Here is a 19,221-nt window from a genome sequence, read left to right as displayed (position 1 = left end):
GTTTATGGGTGGCCTGCGCTGGCGCTGGATCATCAGCGTGCTGGCGGCTGCCGTGCCGGTGGCCGTGGGCATGTGGTACTTCGTCATGCACGATTATCAGAAGCAGCGAGTCCTGACGTTCCTCGACCCGGAGAGTGATCCGTTGGGGACTGGCTGGAACATCATTCAGTCGAAAGCCGCCATCGGGTCCGGTGGTGTGTTTGGCAAGGGCTGGCTGCTGGGCACCCAGTCGCACCTGGACTTCCTGCCGGAAAGCCACACCGACTTCATTATTGCGGTATTGGGCGAAGAGTTTGGCCTGGTCGGTATTTGCGCATTGCTATTGATTTACCTGCTGCTGATCGGGCGGGGGTTGGTGATTACCGCTCAGGCCCAGACATTGTTCGGCAAATTGCTCGCTGGCAGTTTGACCATGACGTTTTTTGTTTATGTTTTCGTCAACATCGGTATGGTCAGTGGCTTGTTGCCGGTGGTGGGGGTGCCGTTGCCGTTCATTAGCTACGGAGGAACTTCGCTGGTAACGCTGCTGTCAGCGTTTGGGGTTTTGATGTCGATCCATACCCATCGTAAGTGGATCGCACAAGTTTGAATAAGGTGAAGATTTCAATGCAAGTAATGCGTGGCTGGGCGACTCGATACGCGCCATGGGTCGGCCTGGTAAGCATCCTTGGCACAACGCAACATGCGTTGGCCGGCGAGTACGAAGGCTCACCCCAGGTGGCCGAATTCGTCGGTGAAATGACCCGCGATTACGGTTTCGCCGGTGAACAGCTGATGGGCGTGTTCCGCGAAGCCGAGCGCAAGCAGTCGATCCTGGACGCGATCTCGAAACCCGCCGAACGGGTCAAGCAATGGAACGAATACCGCCCGATGTTCATCACCGACGCGCGTATCGCCCGTGGCGTGGACTTCTGGCGTCAGCACGAAGCAGTGCTGGCGCGTGCGGAGCAGGAATACGGTGTGCCCGCGCAGGTGATCGTCTCGATCATAGGCGTTGAAACCTTTTTCGGGCGCAATACCGGCAACTTCCGGGTGGTCGACGCGTTGTCGACGCTGGGCTTCGATTATCCTCCCCGCGCTGAATTCTTCCGCAAGGAATTGCGTGAGTTCTTGCTGCTGGCCCGGGAAGAGCAGGTCGACCCGTTGACCCTTAAAGGCTCTTACGCAGGAGCCATGGGGTTGCCGCAGTTCATGCCGAGCAGTTTTCGCGCGTATGCGGTGGACTTCGACGGTGACGGTCACATTAATATCTGGACCAATCCCGACGATGCCATTGGTAGCGTCGCCAGTTACTTCAAGCGTCACGGCTGGGTCGCGGGCGAACCTGTGGTCAGCCGCGCCGATGTTCGAGGCGAGCAGATCGAGGACGGTTTGACCACGGGTATCGAGCCGACTAAAACGGTAGGGGAGTTGCGGGCTCTAGGGTGGTCAAGTCATGATGCGCTGCGCGATGATATGCCGGTCACGGCTTTCCGCCTGGAAGGTGACAAGGGCCCCGAGTACTGGATGGGCCTGAAGAATTTTTATGCGATCACGCGCTATAACCGCAGCGTGATGTACGCCATGGCCGTACATCAACTGTCTGAACAGCTGGTCCAAGCACGGGGCGTCAAGTAATGCGGGCAATGCCTATGAATAAACCCCTGCAGCTCATGGCTTTCGCCGCGCTGGCGGTGCTGCTCGCCAGTTGCTCGACCAGTCGCGCACCGGCTCAGAAGTCCTCGTCCACTGCCGCGCGCCCGGCGCCGGGGCTGGATATCAACCGCGCCCACAAAGATGGCGCGCCGTGGTGGGATGTCGACGTATCACGCATCCCGGATGCCACGCCGACCCTGCACTCCGGTCCTTACAAGGCCAACCCGTACACAGTGCTGGGCAAGACCTACTTCCCGCTGCAAGAATCCAAGACTTATGTCGCTTCGGGCACGGCGTCCTGGTATGGCACCAAGTTCCACGGGCAGAACACCGCCAATGGCGAGGTTTACGACTTGTACGGCATGAGTGCCGCACACAAGACATTGCCACTGCCGAGCTATGTCCGGGTGACCAACCTGGACAACAACAAGAGCGTGATCCTGCGGGTCAACGACCGTGGGCCGTTCTATTCGGACCGCATCATCGACTTGTCCTATGCCGCCGCCAAAAAACTCGGTTATGCCGAAATCGGCACGGCGCGGGTCAAGGTCGAGGGTATCGACCCGCAACAGTGGTGGGCGCAAAAAGGCCGTCCAGCGCCTTTGATGCTCAACGAGCCGAAAGTCGCGCAAAATAGCGCCCCGGTGATTACGGCGTCGACCGGTACCGTCGAGCAATGGACGCCTCCGGCGCAGCAACATGCCGCGGCCGTCGTGCCTGTTCAAGTGGATGCAAAAAAAAACGCTTCTGTACCAGCCTCTGGCCAGTATCTGCAGGTGGGCGCGTTCGCCAACCCGGACGCTGCAGAACTCCTGAGATCGAAGCTCAGCGGGATGGTGAGCGCCCCGGTGTTCATCAGCTCGATCGTGCGCAATCAACAGACACTGCATCGGGTGCGCCTGGGGCCGATCGGTTCTCAGGGTGAAATCCAGCAAGTGCAGAACAGCGTGCGCATGGCCAATCTCGGTTCGCCGAGCCTGGTCACCGCCGAGTAATACGTAGTACTTGATTGACGGCTCACCTGCAGTTTGGGGATTGAGCCTGGTTGTTGGCTCGTTAAAGAACAAAAGCCCGGCAAGGGTTCTGAGTGAACAACCGAACACGCGACAGCTCGTTAGAAAGCTGTCTGATTAGTTTTGCCCCTGGGCAGTTTCCATTAGCGATTTCGAGAGACGGATGAACATCACCACCTTTGCCAAACGCCTGTTCCTGTTAGTCCCGCTGCTCCTCTCGCCAGCCGCGTTCGCGGTCGAGGTGATGCCAGCTCCACCACAACTGGCTGCCAAAGCCTATGTGCTCATGGATGCCAGCAGCGGCAACGTGCTGGTCGAAAACAATGGTGACCAGCGTCTGCCGCCAGCCAGCCTGACCAAGCTGATGACCGCGTACCTCGCGACCCTGGAAATCCGTCGTGGCCAGATCGGCGAAAACGACCCGGTGACCGTCAGCGAAAATGCCTGGCGCACAGGCGGTTCGCGGATGTTCATCAAGCTGGGCACGCAGGTGACTGTCAGCGACCTGCTGCACGGCATCATCATTCAGTCGGGTAACGACGCCAGTGTTGCGCTCGCCGAGCACATCGCCGGCAGCGAAGATGCCWTCGCTGACATGATGAACAAAACCGTGGCCGACCTTGGCATGACCAACAGCCACTTCATGAACCCGACCGGTCTGCCAAACCCGGAGCACTACTCGTCAGCTCACGACATGGCGGTGCTGGCTCGCGCGATCATCCACGAAGACCCGGCTCACTACGCGATCTACTCGCAGAAAGAGTTCTTCTGGAACGGCATCAAGCAACCTAACCGCAACCTGCTGCTGTGGCGTGACAAGACCGTCGACGGTCTGAAAACCGGTCACACCGACGAAGCCGGTTACTGCATGGTGTCTTCGGCTGTACGTGATGGCATGCGCCTGATCGCCGTGGTGTTCGGCACCAGCAGCGAAGTGGCTCGCGCCGCCGAAACCCAGAAGCTGCTGACTTACGGTTTCCGCTTCTTCGAAACCCAGACCTTCTATCAGAAAGGCGCCGAGCTGGCTCAGGCCCCTGTCTGGAAAGGCGCGACCAATCAAGTCAAGGCCGGCCTGGCTCAAGACCTGACCATGACCCTGCCAAAAGGCCAGCTGAAAAAGCTTGCTGCGAGCATGACCATGAACCCGCAACTGGTTGCGCCAATCGCCAAGGGCGACGTGATCGGTAAAGTCGAAGTGAAACTGGAAGACAAGGTGGTGCACAGCGCCGACCTGATCGCCCTGGACGCTGTCGAGGAGGGTGGTATCTTCCGCCGCATGTGGGATAGCATCCGTCTATTCTTCTACGGCTTGTTCAACTGAATTCAGTGTGCACCAGCATGACTCCGCGCTGATCCGGCGCGCTGTCATGCCCGTCGCCACGGCTTACGCTTACGAGGCCGTTACGCCATGACCGATACCGAAGTAAAGGCGCCAAAGATCGAATTCCCTGCCACTGATTACCCGGTTAAGGTGATCAGCGACACCGGCGTGGGCAATAAGGACAAGATCATCAATATCGTCAGAAAACACGCCACCATCAACGATGAGCGTGTAGACGAGCGCCAAAGCAGCAACGGCAAATACACCACCATCCAGTTGCACATCGTCGCTACCGATCAGGACCAGCTGTACAACATCAACAGCGAACTGCGGGCTACCGGCTTCGTGCACATGGTGTTGTGATGTCTGGCACGCTGGGCTTTCGCGAGCTCGGCCAGATGGCTTACGAGCCGGTCTGGCACGCCATGCAACGCTTCACCAACGAACGCGGGACCGACGCCGCGGACGAGATCTGGCTGGTCGAGCACCCGCCGGTATTCACCCAGGGGCAAGCCGGCAAGGCCGAGCATTTATTGCTGCCGGGGGATATTCCGGTGGTTCAGGTCGACCGTGGCGGGCAAGTGACCTATCACGGGCCTGGCCAACTGGTGGCCTATCTGCTGCTGGATGTGCGCAAGCTGGGGTTTGGCGTGCGTGACCTGGTCACGCGCATGGAGCTCTGCCTGATCGAACTACTGGCGAGTTACGGCGTCACTGCCGCTGCCAAGCCAGACGCGCCAGGTGTCTATGTCAACGGGGCGAAAATCGCGTCCCTGGGTCTGCGGATCCGCCACGGTTGTTCCTTTCATGGCCTGGCCTTGAACGTGGACATGAACCTGGAACCGTTTCGACGGATTAATCCCTGCGGCTACGCCGGACTGGCGATGACCCAGCTAAGCGAGCACGCAGGATCGATTGAATTTGCCGAGGTAAGTGCCCGGCTGCGCGCGCAGCTCGTCAAACACCTCGACTATGCTGAGCAGACGACCCTAACGGGCGGAATCGACTGATATGACTACTGATGCAGTGCAAACCATGATCCCGACGCTTGATGTCACCGAGCGTCCGGCCCCGCGTGCCAAGGTTGAAGCCGGCGTCAAGCTGCGCGGCGCCGAGAAGGTTGCACGTATCCCGGTGAAGATCATTCCGACCACCGAATTGCCGAAAAAACCCGACTGGATTCGCGTGCGCATCCCGGTGTCCCCGGAAGTCGACCGCATCAAGGCCCTGCTGCGCAAACACAAGCTGCACAGCGTGTGCGAAGAAGCCTCCTGCCCGAACCTGGGCGAGTGCTTCTCCGGCGGCACCGCGACCTTCATGATCATGGGCGACATCTGCACCCGTCGCTGCCCGTTCTGCGACGTCGGCCATGGTCGTCCGAAACCACTGGACGTCAACGAGCCGGAAAGCCTGGCCATCGCCATCGCCGACCTGAAGCTCAAATACGTAGTGATCACTTCGGTAGACCGCGACGACCTGCGTGACGGTGGTGCCCAGCACTTTGCCGATTGCATCCGCGAGATCCGCAAGTTGTCGCCGAACGTGCAGCTCGAAACCCTGGTTCCGGACTACCGTGGCCGGATGGACGTGGCACTGGAAATCACCGCCGCCGAGCCACCGGATGTGTTCAACCACAACCTGGAAACCGTTCCGCGCCTGTACAAGGCTGCGCGTCCGGGTTCGGATTACCAGTGGTCGCTAACCCTGCTGCAACGCTTCAAGCAGATGATGCCGCACATTCCAACCAAGTCCGGCCTGATGCTGGGCCTGGGCGAAACCGACGAAGAAGTCATCGAAGTCATGAAGCGCATGCGCGAGCATGACATCGACATGCTGACCCTGGGTCAGTACCTGCAACCGTCCCGCAGCCACTTGCCGGTGCAGCGCTTCGTGCACCCGGACACCTTCGCCTGGTTCGCCGAGGAAGGTTACAAGATGGGCTTCAAGAACGTCGCGTCGGGTCCGCTGGTACGCTCCTCGTACCACGCCGACGAGCAGGCGAAGCTGGTTAAAGCCGAGCTGATGTCGTCCTTGTAATTTGGCGGTGACATAAAAGGCGCCCGCATGGCTTTTCAGGCCTTGCGGGCGTTTTTTTGCCTGGCCTACGGCAGCCAGCGTTTTTTCCTGCAACCTACGGGCGACAGACCCTCTTCTGTTTGTCCCCGTTCCTGACTACTGTGTGCAGAAGTTTTCGCGCAGGGAGATTCATGGATGACCGTTCGACCGACTCACACGCTGTATCCGCATAAACCTGTTCCGGCCTTGCCGTCGGAAGGGTTGATCGGCGTGATTGCACCCGCTGGTCCCGCCGGGCTGGATACCGACAAAGCGATCGCCTGGATGCGCGCTCGTGGCTATGCGTTGAGGGTGTTTCCCGGGGTGTATGAAAAGGATGGCTACCTGGCCGGCAGTGACGAGGTGCGGCTCAATGATCTGCACGCGGCGTTCGCTGACAAAGAAGTCGATGCGATTATCTGCCTGCGTGGTGGTTACGGCACACCGCGTTTACTTGATCGCATTGATTTCGAATTGCTGCAAAACAACGCCAAACCGTTCATCGGCTACAGCGATATCACGGCGTTGCACTTGGCGATCAGCCGTTATGCCGGATTCGTGACTTTCCATGGACCGCTGCTCAATGCCGATTTGCTGGGGGACAAGCAGAAACCCACCGAGTCGTCTTTTTTCAACATGCTCAGAGGGCAGGTGAAGGCCGGCAGCGTGCTTTCGCACCCGGCGGCCTGGCCGTTGACCACGATCGAGCCAGGCATTGCTCACGGGCGCTTACTGGGCGGCAACCTGTCGATGATTGCCGCAACTATGGGCACGCCTTACGAGTTGGAGGCCGAGGGTGTCATCCTGTTGATTGAAGACATCAACGAGCCGCTGTATCGGATTGACCGGCTACTGACCCATCTGCGGCTGGCTGGCATGCTGGGCAAGCTTCGTGGGGTTTTGGTGGGGGATGTGGCGGGAGTTGATGCGGCAGCGCTGGAGCAATTGCTAAAACAGACCTTCGAGCCTTTGCGGATTCCGGTGCTGGCCGGTTGGCGCAGCGGGCATTGTGATCCGAACCTGACGCTGCCGATGGGCGCGTTGGTCAAGATGGATGCGGGGAAAAAGGAGTTGGTGTTGGAGCAGGATGTGGTGGTCGGGCGCTAGAGTTTCGTCGCCTGATAGTCAGTCATCGTCGGAACGCCGGCCGGAGCCGGCGTTCCGACGATGCTTTTAGCGGCTACGCAGTCCTTCCAGCAACTTGCGCGTCGGATACCCATCCGCCGGCCAGCCAAACGATTGCTGGGCACTGCGAATCGCCTTGCGCGTGTTGGCGCCAATAATCCCGTCCGGGGTGCCCGCGTCGTAGTTCTGGGCACTCAGCAGGCTCTGCAGTTCCATGCGCTCGGTGCGGCTCAACGGCAAATCATCTTTGGGCCAGCTGCCGCTGATCAGTCCTGCACCGTCGAAACGTTCGGACAACAAACTCACGGCCAATGCATAGGACGAAGAGTTGTTGTACTTGAGGATCGCGCGGAAGTTGTCGAGCACCAGGAACGCCGGGCCACGATAACCGGCCGGCAGCAACAGGGCTGCGGAGAGGTGTTCCGAGCCGGGCGGTACCTGAGCTCCCGGGGGCAGCGAGACCCCCAGTTGTTGCCACTCGGCAACGCTTTTGCGGATCGTGCCATCGGCCAGAACGTAGTTGAAACTGCTTGGCAGTCGCACTTCAAAGCCCCACGGCTGGCCTTTCTGCCAGCCGGAGCTTTGCAAGTAGTGCGCCGTCGAGGCCAATGCGTCGGCGTGACTGTTCCAGATGTCACGGCGGCCATCACCGTCGAAATCCACGGCGTGGGTGTTGTAAGTGGTCGGGATGAATTGGGTCTGGCCCATGGCTCCGGCCCAGGAACCGAGCATTTTTTCGGGTGTAATGTCGCCTTGTTGCAGGATTTGCAGGGCAGCGATCAGTTGATCGTGCGCAAAGCCCGGGCGCCGGCCTTCGTACGCCAGGGTCGCCAGGGAATTGATGACCGACTTGCTGCCCTGGAATTGGCCGAAGTTACTCTCCATGCCCCACACCGACACCAGTGCCTGGCGGTCGACGCCATAACGCTGTTCGATGCTTTGTAGGATGGCAGCGTTTTCGCTGATCAGCGCTTGGCCTTTACGTACTCGAAGTGGAGAAACGGCGCCGTCGAGGTATTCCCACACCGGGCGGGAAAATTCCGGCTGGCTGCGATCGGCACGGATCACGCTGGAGTCGAAGCTGACATTGGCAAAGGCGCGGTCGAACAGATCGGCGCGGATACCGGCGGCCAGTGCGTCTTTGCGGAAACCCGCTTGCCATTCAGCGAACGACTGGGTGGGCTGGATGTCGGGGGTTTCACCCGTCGGAACCGAGGGCGGATTGGCCGCAGGAGCTGTCGCGACAGGAAGGGTTTTCAACGGCTGGGCGTCGGCGGCAGTCGGTTTTTCCGCGCAGGCGACAAGCATAATGAGGCTGGAGGCAGCGATCAGTTGGCGAACGGGCCAACGACGGGAAAGACAAAGGGGCATGCACAGGTCCAGGGCAATCAATTCAGATGCAGACCTTAACATGTAGAAGGGGTGTTCTGCTTTATGCAGCCAGAAAGTAAGAAGCCTCCCAGCTATTAGACTGGAAGGCTTCGCGGCGGTAGCTGCCTTTGCCCTTGCCGGCTCGTTCCTGACGGCTGCGGAACAGTGGCTGGGCGATGATGGATTTGGCCTTGTTCGGGCCATGCTTGGATGGCTTTTTGCTCATGATGATTTCTCGCAAGTGTGTGGGTTTTGCGGGGCAAATCATCGGCCGAAGTTGGGGATCTGTCTAGTCCCCACATTGTGGAGGATCTTTCGCTGCTACAGGGGGGTTACTCGGAAGGCAAGTTAAGGCGTTGACCGGCCATCAACAGCGACAATCGACTCAGGCTCATCCACGGCGAACCGGCTGCCTGCCCTTTGATTTGTGCGTCGATCCGTTGAGCCTCCAGCAGCAACTGTGCCCAGCGTTGCGCCGAGTAGCGTTGCAGCGCCTTGCTCATCAGCGGCTTGCGCTTGTCCCAGATCGGCGGTCGGGCCGAGCTGAACGCCTTATCCAGCGGCACGCCCTGGCTGTATTGCAACGACAGGTTAGCCAGCAGGCGCAGTTCCCGGGCCAGCGCCCAGAGAATCACCGGCGGTTCGACACCTTCACCACGCAGCCCTTCCAGCATGCGCAGCGCGTGGGCCGCTTCGCCGTTGAGGATGGCGTCGGTCAGGCCGAATACGTCGAAACGTGCACTGTCGGCCACGGCAGCCTGTACGGTTTCGACGGTGATCTGCCCACCTTCGGCCATCAATTTGAGCTTTTCGATTTCTTGCGCGGCGGCGAGCAGGTTGCCCTCGACGCGGGCTGAAATCAGTTCGACCGCGTCCTGGCTGGCTGACAAACCGGCCTGAGACAGGCGCTGGCGGATCCAGCTTGGCAACTGGTTGGCGTCCACCGGCCAGATCTGCACGAACTGGGTCTGCTGACCTTCGACCAGCGCTTTGCCCCACTTGGTTTTTTGCGTGTTGCCGTCGAGCTTGGGCAGGCTGATCAGCAATATCGTGTCTTCGGCCGGGCGCGAGCAGTACTCGATGAACGCGGCGGCGCCTTTGTCGCCGGGTTTGCCGGACGGCAGGCGCAGTTCCAGCAGGCGTTTTTCGGCAAACAGGGACATGCTTGCCCCCGCCTGCAACAACGTGCCCCAGTCGAAACTGGCGTCGGCGGCAAAGACCTGACGTTCGTCGAAGCCCTGCTGGCGCGCGGCCGCGCGAATGGCATCGGCCGCTTCCTGGCACAGCAGCGGGTCATCGCCACTGATGATATAGACCGGCGCGAGGGCACCTTGCAGGTGTTTAGCGAGTTGGGCGGGGGCAAGTTTCATAAGAGAGGCCAAACGGGGCGCCGGAACGCCCCGAAAGTCTTACTGCTGCGGGATCTGGACAGGCGACTGGCGCGGGGTATTCGCTTCAGCCTTCTTTGCGGCTTCCAGCGCCTGGGCTTCGGCCTTGGCCTTGGCTTCGGCGGTCTGCTGCAGTTGATCCAGTTGCGCTGGAGTGATCTGTTGCAGACGCAGGATCATGCGTTGAACCAGCTCGCGACGGTTTTCGTTGCGGGCATCGCTCGCTTTCTGGTTCGAACCCAACAGGTTGTTGCCGTCCTGAACGTAGATCTTGCGCACTTCGAGCTTGTCGCTCATCAGCGGCAGGTTATGTGCCCCACGAATGTCGTAGTTCAACACGGTGACCGCTTCATATTCGCCGGTACCACCACCGCCTGTGTAGCTGAGGACGCGCTGGCTGTCCTGCTCATTGGTCAGCACCAGTTTGTAAGGTGCGCCGGCGTAGATCTTCACGCCGCTGTTTTCCAGCGCCCTGCGCAGTAGCACCACGGTTTCGCCGTAGGCGTTACGGGCGCTCAGGTCGAGTTCCTTGATCGCAAGCTCGGGAGTGCCGGTGCCGCGCAGCTGGAAACCGCATGCGCTCAACAGGACCGCAAGGCCCATCACCAGCAGATTGCGTTTGATCATTTTGTTGCTCCCCTTGAAACCATGTGGGCCGATCTTGCGGCCCGAAAGGTTTTACTAGGCGCCGGGCATGGCCCGGCGCCTGTTCCAATTAGCTGGCGACGATGTTGACCAGTTTCCCGGGCACGACGATCACTTTGCGAATCGTCAGACCGTCGACAAAGCGCAGGACGTTTTCGTTGACACGGGCAGCGGCTTCGACTTCTTCACGTGTCGCGCTGGCCGGCATTTCGATCTGGCCGCGCAGTTTGCCGTTGACCTGGATCACCAGTGTCAGGCTGTCCTGCACCAAAGCGCTTTCGTCCAGCACCGGCCAACCGGCGTCGATCACAGGATCGGCGTAACCCAGCTGATGCCACAGCTCGTGGCAGATGTGCGGGGTGATCGGARCCAGCAGCAGAGTCACGGCTTCCAGACCTTCTTGCACCAGTGCGCGATCCTGTTCGGTGCCTTGTGCGGCTTTTTCCAGCACATTCATCAGCGTCATCACCTGAGCGATGGCGGTGTTGAATTTGTGGTTCTGGCCGACGTCGTGGCTGGCCTGTTTGATGGCCAGGTGGATCGAGCGACGAATGGCTTTCTGCTCGTCGTTCAGGCTGGCGACGTCCAGTTTACCCGGCAGGCCCTGAGTTACGTGGGCTTGAGCCAGGCGCCAGACGCGCTTGAGGAAGCGGTGCGAACCTTCTACTCCGGAGTCGGACCATTCCGCGCTCATGTCGGGTGGCGAGGCGAACATCATGAACAGGCGGCAGGTGTCTGCGCCGAACTGGTCAATCATCGACTGCGGGTCAACGCCGTTGTTCTTTGACTTGGCCATCTTCTCGGTGCCACCGATTTCCACCGGCAGGCCGTCTGCGATCAGCTTGGCGCTAATGACCTTGGCTTTGCTGTCGCGTTCGAGTTCGACGTCCGCCGGGTTGAACCACGTGTAGGCACCGTTGGCTTCGCGACGATAGTAAGTCTCGGCGATTACCATGCCTTGGGTCAGCAGGTTCTTGAACGGCTCGTTGGAACTCACCAGGCCTTCGTCGCGCATCAGCTTGTGGAAGAAACGCGCGTAGAGCAGGTGAAGAATTGCGTGTTCGATACCGCCAATGTACTGATCCACCGGCAACCAATGGTCGGCCGCGCTTTTTTCCACCAGGCCGCCTTCATAGTGTGGCGAGGCGTAACGGGCGTAGTACCACGAGGACTCGACGAAGGTGTCCATGGTGTCGGTTTCACGCTTGGCAGGCTGACCGCATTTCGGGCAGCTGCACTCGTAGAACTCGGGCATGCGCGCCAGCGGCGAACCGGCACCATCGGGCACGACGTCTTCCGGCAGCACCACAGGCAGTTGGTCTTCCGGCACCGGCACATCACCGCAGGTATCGCAGTGGATGATAGGGATCGGGCAACCCCAATAGCGCTGGCGGCTGATGCCCCAGTCGCGGAGGCGGAACTGGGTGCGCGAGGCGCCCAGGTTTTTCTTGATCAGTGCGACTTCGATGGCGTCGAAAGCGCCTGCGAAATCGAGGCCGTCGAACTCGCCGGAATTGATCAGCGTGCCGTGCTCACCGTAAGCGTCCTGCCAAGGTGCCGGGTTGGTGTCACCGGAACTGGTGCGCACCACCGATTTGATCGGCAGGTTGTACTTGGTGGCGAACTCGAAATCACGTTCGTCGTGAGCCGGGACAGCCATGACCGCGCCATCGCCGTAGTGCATCAGCACATAGTTGGCGACCCACACGGGCAGTTTTTCGCCAGTCAGCGGGTGCTCGACGAACAGCGAGGTCGGCAGGCCTTTCTTCTCTTGAGTGGCGACGTCGGCTTCAGCGACGCTGCCGCCTTTGCATTCAGCGATGAACGCTTGCAGCTCAGGATTGTTCTGCGCGGCCAGGGTGGCCAGATGGTGCTCGGCGGCCACGGCAACATAGGTGGCGCCCATCAGGGTGTCCGGACGGGTGGTGAACACTTTGAGCGCGCCGGTTTCGCCGATGGAGTCGACGTTGTACGGAAACTGCACTTCCATGCCACGGGACTTGCCGATCCAGTTGCGCTGCATGGTCTTGACCTGTTCAGGCCAGCCAGTCAGTTCGTCGAGGCTCTCCAGCAGCTCATCCGCATACGCGGTGATCTTGAAGTAGTACATCGGGATTTCGCGCTTCTCGATCAGCGCGCCGGAACGCCAGCCGCGACCGTCGATCACTTGCTCGTTGGCCAGAACGGTCTGGTCGACCGGGTCCCAGTTCACGGTGCCGTTTTTACGGTAGATCACGCCTTTTTCGAACAGGCGAGTGAACAGCCATTGTTCCCAGCGGTAGTAATCCGGCTTGCAGGTGGTCACTTCACGCGACCAGTCCACTGCCAGGCCCAGGCTGCGCAGCTGGGTCTTCATGTAGGCGATGTTTTCGTAGGTCCACTTGGCGGGCGCTACGTTGTTCTTCATCGCGGCGTTTTCCGCCGGCATGCCGAAGGCGTCCCAACCCATGGGTTGCAGAACGTTCTTGCCTTGCATGCGCTGATAGCGGGAGATCACGTCGCCGATGGTGTAGTTACGCACGTGCCCCATGTGTAGCTTGCCGCTGGGGTAAGGGAACATCGACAGGCAGTAGAACGTCTCCTTGCCTGGCTGTTCACTGACTTCAAAGGACTTTTGCTCATCCCAGAATGACTGGGCGGCGGCTTCGATTTCACGGGGCTGATATTGTTCGTGCATGGCTACTTTTGAACTGAATAGGGGTGGCCTAATCCTCTTCAATGCAACGCTGGGCGGTGATCACGCCAAATCGGCGTTTTGGTGCCCAGACGAGCTGGAAGTGGAGTTACAGGAAGCGCCGTAGCATACATGACCGCACTCTACCGAGGGAAACCCTGATTACTGTCGTGCGTCCTGTAAAAACGGCCGCGAGGGCCGTTGGTCGCAGCGTTCAGCCGGTTTGTTCATGGAAGCTAAGCTCTAAATGGGGAGCGAGTCATATCTTCAATGAGGTGAGGGATGGTTGAGTCACGGCAAAAAACTACAAAACCGGAGCTGTACGAAAGACTGATTGATCGTCTGGGAATGGCTCTGGACGCTGCAAAAACTGCTGGTCGGCTACGCGATGAGCGTCCGCTTGAACTGGAACTGCGTGGTCTTAGTCCCGCAGAGTTTGAATTGGTCAAAGCCTATCTGGATCGCAGTGAACGGGAAACACGTGGATGCTTGTCAGCAGCAGTGCAGCAACTCGACGCACCACGTTCGGCCAAAGTCATCTGGCTCAAGGACAAAGTACCTGGCAGGGATGCGGTAAAGGTCCGGTCTCTGCAATTCAAGTAAGGGCGCTTGAGCTATTGGCCTCTTCTTTTGACACATTCCAAAGCGTAGTCCTTCCGTATTTGTTGTCGCTTTGCGTCAACCCACTTAGGCTTCGGGCATCTCTGGAGATGCTCGATGCCTTTTCGATATTTCGTGAAACAACTTCTGTTGCCGCCCAGCCTTCTTTTGCTGTTGCTGGTTCTTGCGTGGTGGTTGCGCCGCTCAAGGCCAAGGCTTGCGGGTGTGTGCTTTGTCTTGGGTTTCGGGGGCTTCTGGCTGATGAGTTTGCCCGTGGTGGTGCAGTGGGGCGCTAAAGCGCTTGAGCGCGAACCACCGCTGGCTCGCGACGAGTGGGCGACGCTGGGTCAGCGCGCGGACGCCATCGTGGTGTTGGGTTCCGGGCGTGAACGCGGCGACCTGGCCTGGGGCGCCGACCAGCCGACTGGCGTGGGGTTGGAGCGCGAGCGATATGCGGCGCGTCTGGCCAAGGCTTCCGGTTTGCCGGTTCTGACCAGCGGTGGTCTGCACTACGGCACACCACCCACCGAAGCGAAGATGATGGCGGACTCGCTACTCGATGATTTCGGCGTGCCGGTACGCTGGCAGGAAGGGCGCAGCCGCACGACGTGGGAGAACGCGCAGTTCAGTGCCGAAGTGTTATTGCCTCAGGGCATCAAGCGGGTCGTGGTGGTGACTCAGGCCTGGCACATGCCGCGGGCGGTCTGGAGTTTCCAGAAGGCAGGATTTGAAGTGGTGCCCGCGCCGGTAGGGTTTTTAGGCGTGGACAATGCCCGACCGCTGGGCGGCTGGATGCCGGAATTCAAATCGATCTGGCAATCCGGGCAATTGCTGAATGAGGCAGTGGGGCAGATCGGGTATTCGATGTTTTACCGATGATCGTTCTCACGCTCCGCGTGGGAATGCCGCCATGGACGCTCTGCGTCCGCTTCTGATGCTGTGACGCAGAGCGTCACGGGATGCATTCCCACGCAGAGCGTGGGAACGATCAAGCGCCGCGATACTTAAACAGTCTTGGCCATCCGGTTGGCAATCAGCGCCCAACCAAACAACAGCACGCAAACGATGATCAGTGGCCACGAACGCCATTGCAGGTAAGGCGTCAGGTTGTGCATCGGCACCACTTCGCCATACAGGATGCCACGTTGGAATTGCGGGATCTGCTCAGTAATTTGCCCAAACGGGTTAATCAGCCCGGACACGCCATTGTTGGTGGCGCGGATCATCCAGCGGCCTGCCTCAAGCGCGCGCATCTGCGCCATCTGCAAATGTTGCAGCGGCCCGATGGAGGTGCCAAACCAGGTGTCGTTGCTGATGGTCAGCAGCAAGTCACTGCGGGCCGCGAGGCTGGCGGCGAATTCCGGGTAGACCACTTCGTAGCAGATGAATGGCGCAATCTGATAACCCTTGGCCTGCAACATCGGCTGATCGGCCGGTCCTCGCGCGAAATCGGACATTGGCAGGTCGAAGAATGCGATCAGCCCGCGCAGCACGTCCTGCAACGGCACGTATTCGCCAAACGGCACCAGTTTCTGCTTGAGGTAGGTGCCATCGCCTTCACCGACAACGGTGATGCCATTGAAAAAGCGCTTCTCATGGTGCACTTCCATGCGCACTGGCACGCCGGTAATCAGCGCGGAGTCACGCTCGGCGGCGAATTTGCCCATCATGTTCAGGTAGCTTTCGGCGGACTCCTTGAGCACCGGCACGGCGGTTTCCGGCCAGATCAACAGGTCGACGCGTTTTGAACGCAAGCTCATGTCACGGTACAGCCCCAATTGCGCATTGAGCTGCGCCGGGTCCCACTTCATGCTTTGTTCGATGTTGCCTTGAATCGCTGCGACGCTTAACGGCGGACCCGCCGGGCTGGTCCATGCGTGCTCTTTGAGTGCCATGCCGGCCACCCACGGGCCAATCAGCAGCAACGCGCCGGCCGCGATAAACCCTTTGCGCCCGGTACGTACCAGACGCAATGCGTTGTAGATCAACGCGGCCGTCAGGGCGAGGGTAAAGGAAATCAGCCACATCCCGCCAACGGGCGCGAGCCCGGACAGTGGGCCGTCAAGCTGGCTGTAACCGGAATAGAGCCATGGGAAACCGGTGAGGAACCAGCCACGAAACGCTTCCTGGCCAACCCACAGCGCCGCAAACGCCAAGGCATCCGCCAGAGGTGCTTCATTGCGGCGCAACCAGCGCGCCCAAATCCACGCGGGCAGGGCGAAGAACCAGGCAATCGCCGCCGTGAAGATCAGCATCAGGAAACCGGCCAGCAGCACCGAAGCACCGCCGAAATGGTGAATGCTGTAGTAGATCCAGCTGGTACCGGCGCCAAACAGGCCGAAACCGAAACTCCAGCCACGGCCCAGGGCCTGACGTGGGCTCAGCTCGCGTAAACCGGCATAAAAGAAACCGACCGCCAGCAATGCCAGTGGCCAGATATCGAACGGCGCCAGCGCCAGGGTGGTGAGTGCACCGGCCGCCACGGCCAGCAGGTTACCGGGCCAGCCGGGGCGGGTTACGCGGAGCATGTCAATCCTTAACGGGCAATTGGAGTCAGGCGCAGCAAGTGAATTCGTCGGCTGTCGGCATTCAGGATGCGGAAGCGATAAGGGCCGATTTCAGTGATTTCGTTGCGTTTTGGCAAGTGCCCGAACGCGCTCATCACCAGTCCGCCGACCGTATCAAATTCATCGTCGGAGAATTCGCTGTCGAAGAACTCGTTGAAGTTTTCGATTGGCGTCAGGGCCTTGATCAGGAAGTCACCGCTGGGCAGCGGCTTGATGTAGCTGTCTTCCTCGACATCATGCTCGTCCTCGATGTCGCCGACGATTTGTTCCAGCACGTCTTCAATGGTCACCAGACCAGCCACGCCGCCGTACTCGTCAATGACGATGGCCATGTGGTTGTGGTTGGCACGAAATTCACGCAGCAACACATTCAGGCGCTTGGACTCGGGCACGAAGGTGGCCGGTCGCAGCAGGTCCTTGATGTTGAAGCGGTCGCCATTCTCCTTGAGGATCAACGGCAGCAAGTCCTTGGCCAGCAACACACCCATCACGTCATCATGGCTTTCTCCGATGACCGGGTAGCGGGAGTGGGCCGAGTCAACCACGGCGGGCAGGAACTCGCGAGGGGTCTGGGTTGCCTTGATGCTGACCATTTGCGAGCGCGGGACCATGATGTCCCGTACTTGCAGGTCCGCAACCTGGATGGCGCCTTCGACGATGGCCAGCGCTTCGCTGTCCAACAGTTTGTTCTGGTGTGCATCGCGCAGGAGCTCCAGCAGCTCCTGGCGGTTTTTCGGCTCGTGGGCAAAAGCCTGGGTGAGCTTACCCAGCCAAGACTTCTGCCCGTTGCTCGATCGATCTTCGCTCATAGCGATTACTCTGAATCCTTTGTTGTAACAATAGGGGGTGTTTCGGTTTCGTCGTCCGCGTACGGGTCCGGATAGCCCAGTTCTGCAAGCAACGTTCGTTCCAGTGCTTCCATTTCTTCGGCTTCATCGTCATCAATATGGTCGTAACCCAGCAGATGCAAGCAGCCGTGAGTGACCAGATGTGCCCAATGGGCCTTCAGTTCCTTGCCTTGTTCGGCCGCTTCACGCTCCACCACGGCCACGCAGATCACCAGATCGCCCAGCAGCGGGATATCCAGAAACTCGTCGGGTACATCGGCGGGGAACGATAGAACGTTAGTGGCGTAATCCTTTTGCCGCCATGTGTGATTCAGTTCGCGGCCCTCTTCTTCGTCGACCAGGCGAATGGTCATCTCCGAATCGGCGGTGCGTTGGCGCAGGGCCAGTTCGCACCATTGGCGGAACTCGGCTTCGCTGGGGGCGGGCGCTTGTGTCGCCAGTTGCAGATCAAGCTCAAGCATCGCGGCGGTGGTCCTTGGGGGCTTCTTCAGCCACGCGGTTTTCGAAGCGCTCGTAGGCTTCGACGATGCGCTGCACCAGTGGATGGCGCACAACGTCCTTGGGCATGAAATGGGTGAAGCTGATACCTGGCACGTCTTTGAGCACCTCGATCACATGGTGCAGCCCGGACTTGGTGCCTTTCGGCAGGTCGACCTGGGTAATGTCACCGGTGATGACCGCGGTGGAGCCAAAGCCGATTCGGGTCAGGAACATCTTCATCTGCTCGACGGTGGTGTTCTGGCTTTCGTCGAGGATGATGAAACTGTTGTTCAGCGTGCGCCCGCGCATATAGGCCAGCGGCGCAACTTCGATGACCTGGCGTTCGATCAGCTTGGCGACATGTTCGAAGCCGAGCATTTCGTAGAGGGCGTCGTAGAGCGGGCGCAGGTACGGGTCGATCTTCTGCGACAAGTCGCCGGGCAGGAAGCCGAGTTTCTCGCCAGCTTCAACCGCCGGGCGCACCAGCAGGATGCGGCGAATCTGCTCACGTTCCAGCGCGTCTACGGCGCAGGCAACGGCCAGATAGGTCTTGCCGGTACCGGCAGGGCCGATGCCGAAGTTGATATCGTTGCCGAGAATTTCCTTCACGTAACGTAGCTGATTCAAGCCGCGAGGGCGAATCATGCCTTTTTTGGTGCGCAGGGCTACGGAGGGTTCGGATGGGGACACATTGTCCAGCTCTTCGACGGCCGATTCCTGGAGGAACAGGTGAACCATGTCCGGCGACAGCTCGGTACCTTTGGTTTCCCGGTACAGGCGGCGCAGAAGGTTTTCCGCGGAGGTGGTGTGTTTGGGCTCGCCGATCAATTCGAACTGGTTTCCGCGGTTGCGGATCTCGATGGTCAGGCGTTGTTCGATCAAGCGCAAATGCTCGTCGAATTGCCCGCACAGATTGGCGAAACGGCGAGCCTCAAAGGGCTCGAGGATAAAACGATGTGGTTCTATGGGTGCGTTCAAGGTCGTATTTAGCCGCCCTGGGGCAATTAAGATGAAATCAAGGATAACGCCAGTGGGCTGGGTGCGAAAGCTCTTAAATGGATGAACCTGCTCTCGAGAACAAAGCAGCTCCACTGTGGGAGCTGGCCTTGCCAGCGATGAGGGACTCACATCCAAAAGAGATGTTGCCTGTTATACCGCTATCGCAGGCAAGCCAGCTCCCACATTTGATCCCTATTGAATTGAAATTGGTGTTACTGGATCAGCGAGCCCCGCAACGAGTGCGGTTGTGCGGCGTCAATGTGCACGTCGGCGAACTGCCCGATCAGGGTCGGATTGTCGCAACGGAAGTTGACGATACGATTGTTCTCGGTCCGGCCTTGCAGTTCGCCGGGGTCCTTTTTCGAATAATCGGTGACCAGAATCCGCTGGATCGAACCGACCATTTGTCGGCTGATCTCGAAACCCTGCTGGTTCAGGCGATGTTGCAGGGCGTTCAGGCGTTCTTTTTTCAACTCTTCCGGTGTCTCGTCGGTCAGGTC

At 59.5% G+C, this 19,221-nt stretch carries 20 protein-coding genes; 10 read left to right on the top strand and 10 right to left on the bottom strand.

What is annotated here, in order from left to right:
- From AC1DSG_RS14360 to AC1DSG_RS14325, 8 genes are all read left to right on the top strand, one after another.
- Window positions 1-589: FtsW/RodA/SpoVE family cell cycle protein (locus AC1DSG_RS14360; RefSeq protein ID WP_477791476.1), on the top strand; the 589-nt coding region annotated here is incomplete at its 5' end.
- A 17-nt stretch (window positions 590-606) separates the two neighbouring features.
- On the top strand, window positions 607-1,617 hold the full coding sequence (gene mltB, locus AC1DSG_RS14355) for a lytic murein transglycosylase B (protein ID WP_477791475.1): 1,011 nt from the start codon (window positions 607-609) through the stop codon (window positions 1,615-1,617).
- Entirely contained in the window at window positions 1,617-2,630 is a 1,014-nt protein-coding gene (locus AC1DSG_RS14350) for a septal ring lytic transglycosylase RlpA family protein (protein ID WP_477791474.1), read from the top strand. The genes mltB and AC1DSG_RS14350 overlap by 1 nt, the downstream gene beginning before the upstream one ends.
- Before the next feature lie 181 nt (window positions 2,631-2,811).
- On the top strand, window positions 2,812-3,969 hold the full coding sequence (locus tag AC1DSG_RS14345; protein ID WP_477791473.1) for a D-alanyl-D-alanine carboxypeptidase family protein: 1,158 nt from the start codon (window positions 2,812-2,814) through the stop codon (window positions 3,967-3,969).
- Between the two features lie 87 nt (window positions 3,970-4,056).
- Entirely contained in the window at window positions 4,057-4,332 is a 276-nt protein-coding gene (locus AC1DSG_RS14340; RefSeq protein WP_223521967.1) for a DUF493 domain-containing protein, read from the top strand.
- A complete protein-coding gene (gene lipB, locus AC1DSG_RS14335) occupies window positions 4,332-4,979 on the top strand; it encodes a lipoyl(octanoyl) transferase LipB (RefSeq protein ID WP_477791472.1) in 648 nt (215 codons plus the stop codon). Before AC1DSG_RS14340 ends, lipB begins: the two co-directional genes overlap by 1 nt.
- 1 nt (window position 4,980) lies before the next feature.
- Window positions 4,981-6,006, top strand: coding sequence for a lipoyl synthase (lipA, locus tag AC1DSG_RS14330; RefSeq protein ID WP_109786349.1), 1,026 nt, complete (start codon window positions 4,981-4,983; stop codon window positions 6,004-6,006).
- A 174-nt stretch (window positions 6,007-6,180) separates the two neighbouring features.
- Entirely contained in the window at window positions 6,181-7,131 is a 951-nt protein-coding gene (locus AC1DSG_RS14325) for a S66 peptidase family protein (protein ID WP_477791471.1), read from the top strand.
- Between the two features lie 66 nt (window positions 7,132-7,197).
- Here the strand turns inward: AC1DSG_RS14325 and AC1DSG_RS14320 are convergent, their stop codons facing one another.
- From AC1DSG_RS14320 to leuS, 5 genes are all read right to left on the bottom strand, one after another.
- Window positions 7,198-8,520 (bottom strand): lytic murein transglycosylase, encoded by a 1,323-nt coding sequence (locus AC1DSG_RS14320; protein WP_477791470.1) that lies wholly within the window; start codon window positions 8,518-8,520, stop codon window positions 7,198-7,200.
- Window positions 8,521-8,581: 61 nt separating this feature from the next.
- Window positions 8,582-8,746 (bottom strand): alternative ribosome rescue factor ArfA, encoded by a 165-nt coding sequence (arfA, locus tag AC1DSG_RS14315; protein WP_003176285.1) that lies wholly within the window; start codon window positions 8,744-8,746, stop codon window positions 8,582-8,584.
- Window positions 8,747-8,852: 106 nt separating this feature from the next.
- On the bottom strand, window positions 8,853-9,890 hold the full coding sequence (gene holA / locus AC1DSG_RS14310; protein WP_477791469.1) for a DNA polymerase III subunit delta: 1,038 nt from the start codon (window positions 9,888-9,890) through the stop codon (window positions 8,853-8,855).
- A gap of 39 nt (window positions 9,891-9,929) precedes the next feature.
- Window positions 9,930-10,535 (bottom strand): LPS-assembly lipoprotein LptE, encoded by a 606-nt coding sequence (locus tag AC1DSG_RS14305; protein WP_477791468.1) that lies wholly within the window; start codon window positions 10,533-10,535, stop codon window positions 9,930-9,932.
- Between the two features lie 88 nt (window positions 10,536-10,623).
- The gene (leuS, locus tag AC1DSG_RS14300; RefSeq protein ID WP_477791467.1) at window positions 10,624-13,230 is read right to left on the bottom strand and encodes a leucine--tRNA ligase; all 2,607 of its coding nucleotides are present in this window, start codon (window positions 13,228-13,230) and stop codon (window positions 10,624-10,626) included.
- Between the two features lie 279 nt (window positions 13,231-13,509).
- On the opposite strand from leuS, the gene AC1DSG_RS14295 reads away from it, so the two are divergent.
- Together AC1DSG_RS14295 and AC1DSG_RS14290 are read left to right on the top strand one after the other, a co-directional pair.
- Window positions 13,510-13,830: a hypothetical protein gene (locus AC1DSG_RS14295; protein WP_477791466.1), complete on the top strand. Its 321-nt coding sequence runs from the start codon at window positions 13,510-13,512 to the stop codon at window positions 13,828-13,830.
- A 114-nt stretch (window positions 13,831-13,944) separates the two neighbouring features.
- Window positions 13,945-14,706 (top strand): YdcF family protein, encoded by a 762-nt coding sequence (locus AC1DSG_RS14290; RefSeq protein ID WP_477791465.1) that lies wholly within the window; start codon window positions 13,945-13,947, stop codon window positions 14,704-14,706.
- Between the two features lie 125 nt (window positions 14,707-14,831).
- On the opposite strand, the gene lnt is transcribed toward AC1DSG_RS14290, so the two are convergent.
- The 5 genes from lnt to AC1DSG_RS14265 all read right to left on the bottom strand — a co-directional run.
- The gene (gene lnt, locus AC1DSG_RS14285; RefSeq protein WP_477791464.1) at window positions 14,832-16,355 is read right to left on the bottom strand and encodes an apolipoprotein N-acyltransferase; all 1,524 of its coding nucleotides are present in this window, start codon (window positions 16,353-16,355) and stop codon (window positions 14,832-14,834) included.
- Window positions 16,356-16,363: 8 nt separating this feature from the next.
- Window positions 16,364-17,203: an HlyC/CorC family transporter gene (locus tag AC1DSG_RS14280; RefSeq protein WP_223521987.1), complete on the bottom strand. Its 840-nt coding sequence runs from the start codon at window positions 17,201-17,203 to the stop codon at window positions 16,364-16,366.
- A 5-nt stretch (window positions 17,204-17,208) separates the two neighbouring features.
- On the bottom strand, window positions 17,209-17,703 hold the full coding sequence (gene ybeY / locus AC1DSG_RS14275) for an rRNA maturation RNase YbeY (protein ID WP_477791463.1): 495 nt from the start codon (window positions 17,701-17,703) through the stop codon (window positions 17,209-17,211).
- Window positions 17,696-18,700: a PhoH family protein gene (locus AC1DSG_RS14270; RefSeq protein WP_033049346.1), complete on the bottom strand. Its 1,005-nt coding sequence runs from the start codon at window positions 18,698-18,700 to the stop codon at window positions 17,696-17,698. Before AC1DSG_RS14270 ends, ybeY begins: the two co-directional genes overlap by 8 nt.
- A 233-nt stretch (window positions 18,701-18,933) precedes the next feature.
- The coding region (locus tag AC1DSG_RS14265) for a TRAM domain-containing protein (protein ID WP_477791462.1) at window positions 18,934-19,221 on the bottom strand (288 nt) is incomplete at its 5' end.

The organism is Pseudomonas sp. P5_A12 (genome assembly GCF_056400685.1).
Note: the sequence above shows the minus strand (reverse complement) of the source record. Positions and strands in the feature narration are given on the sequence as shown.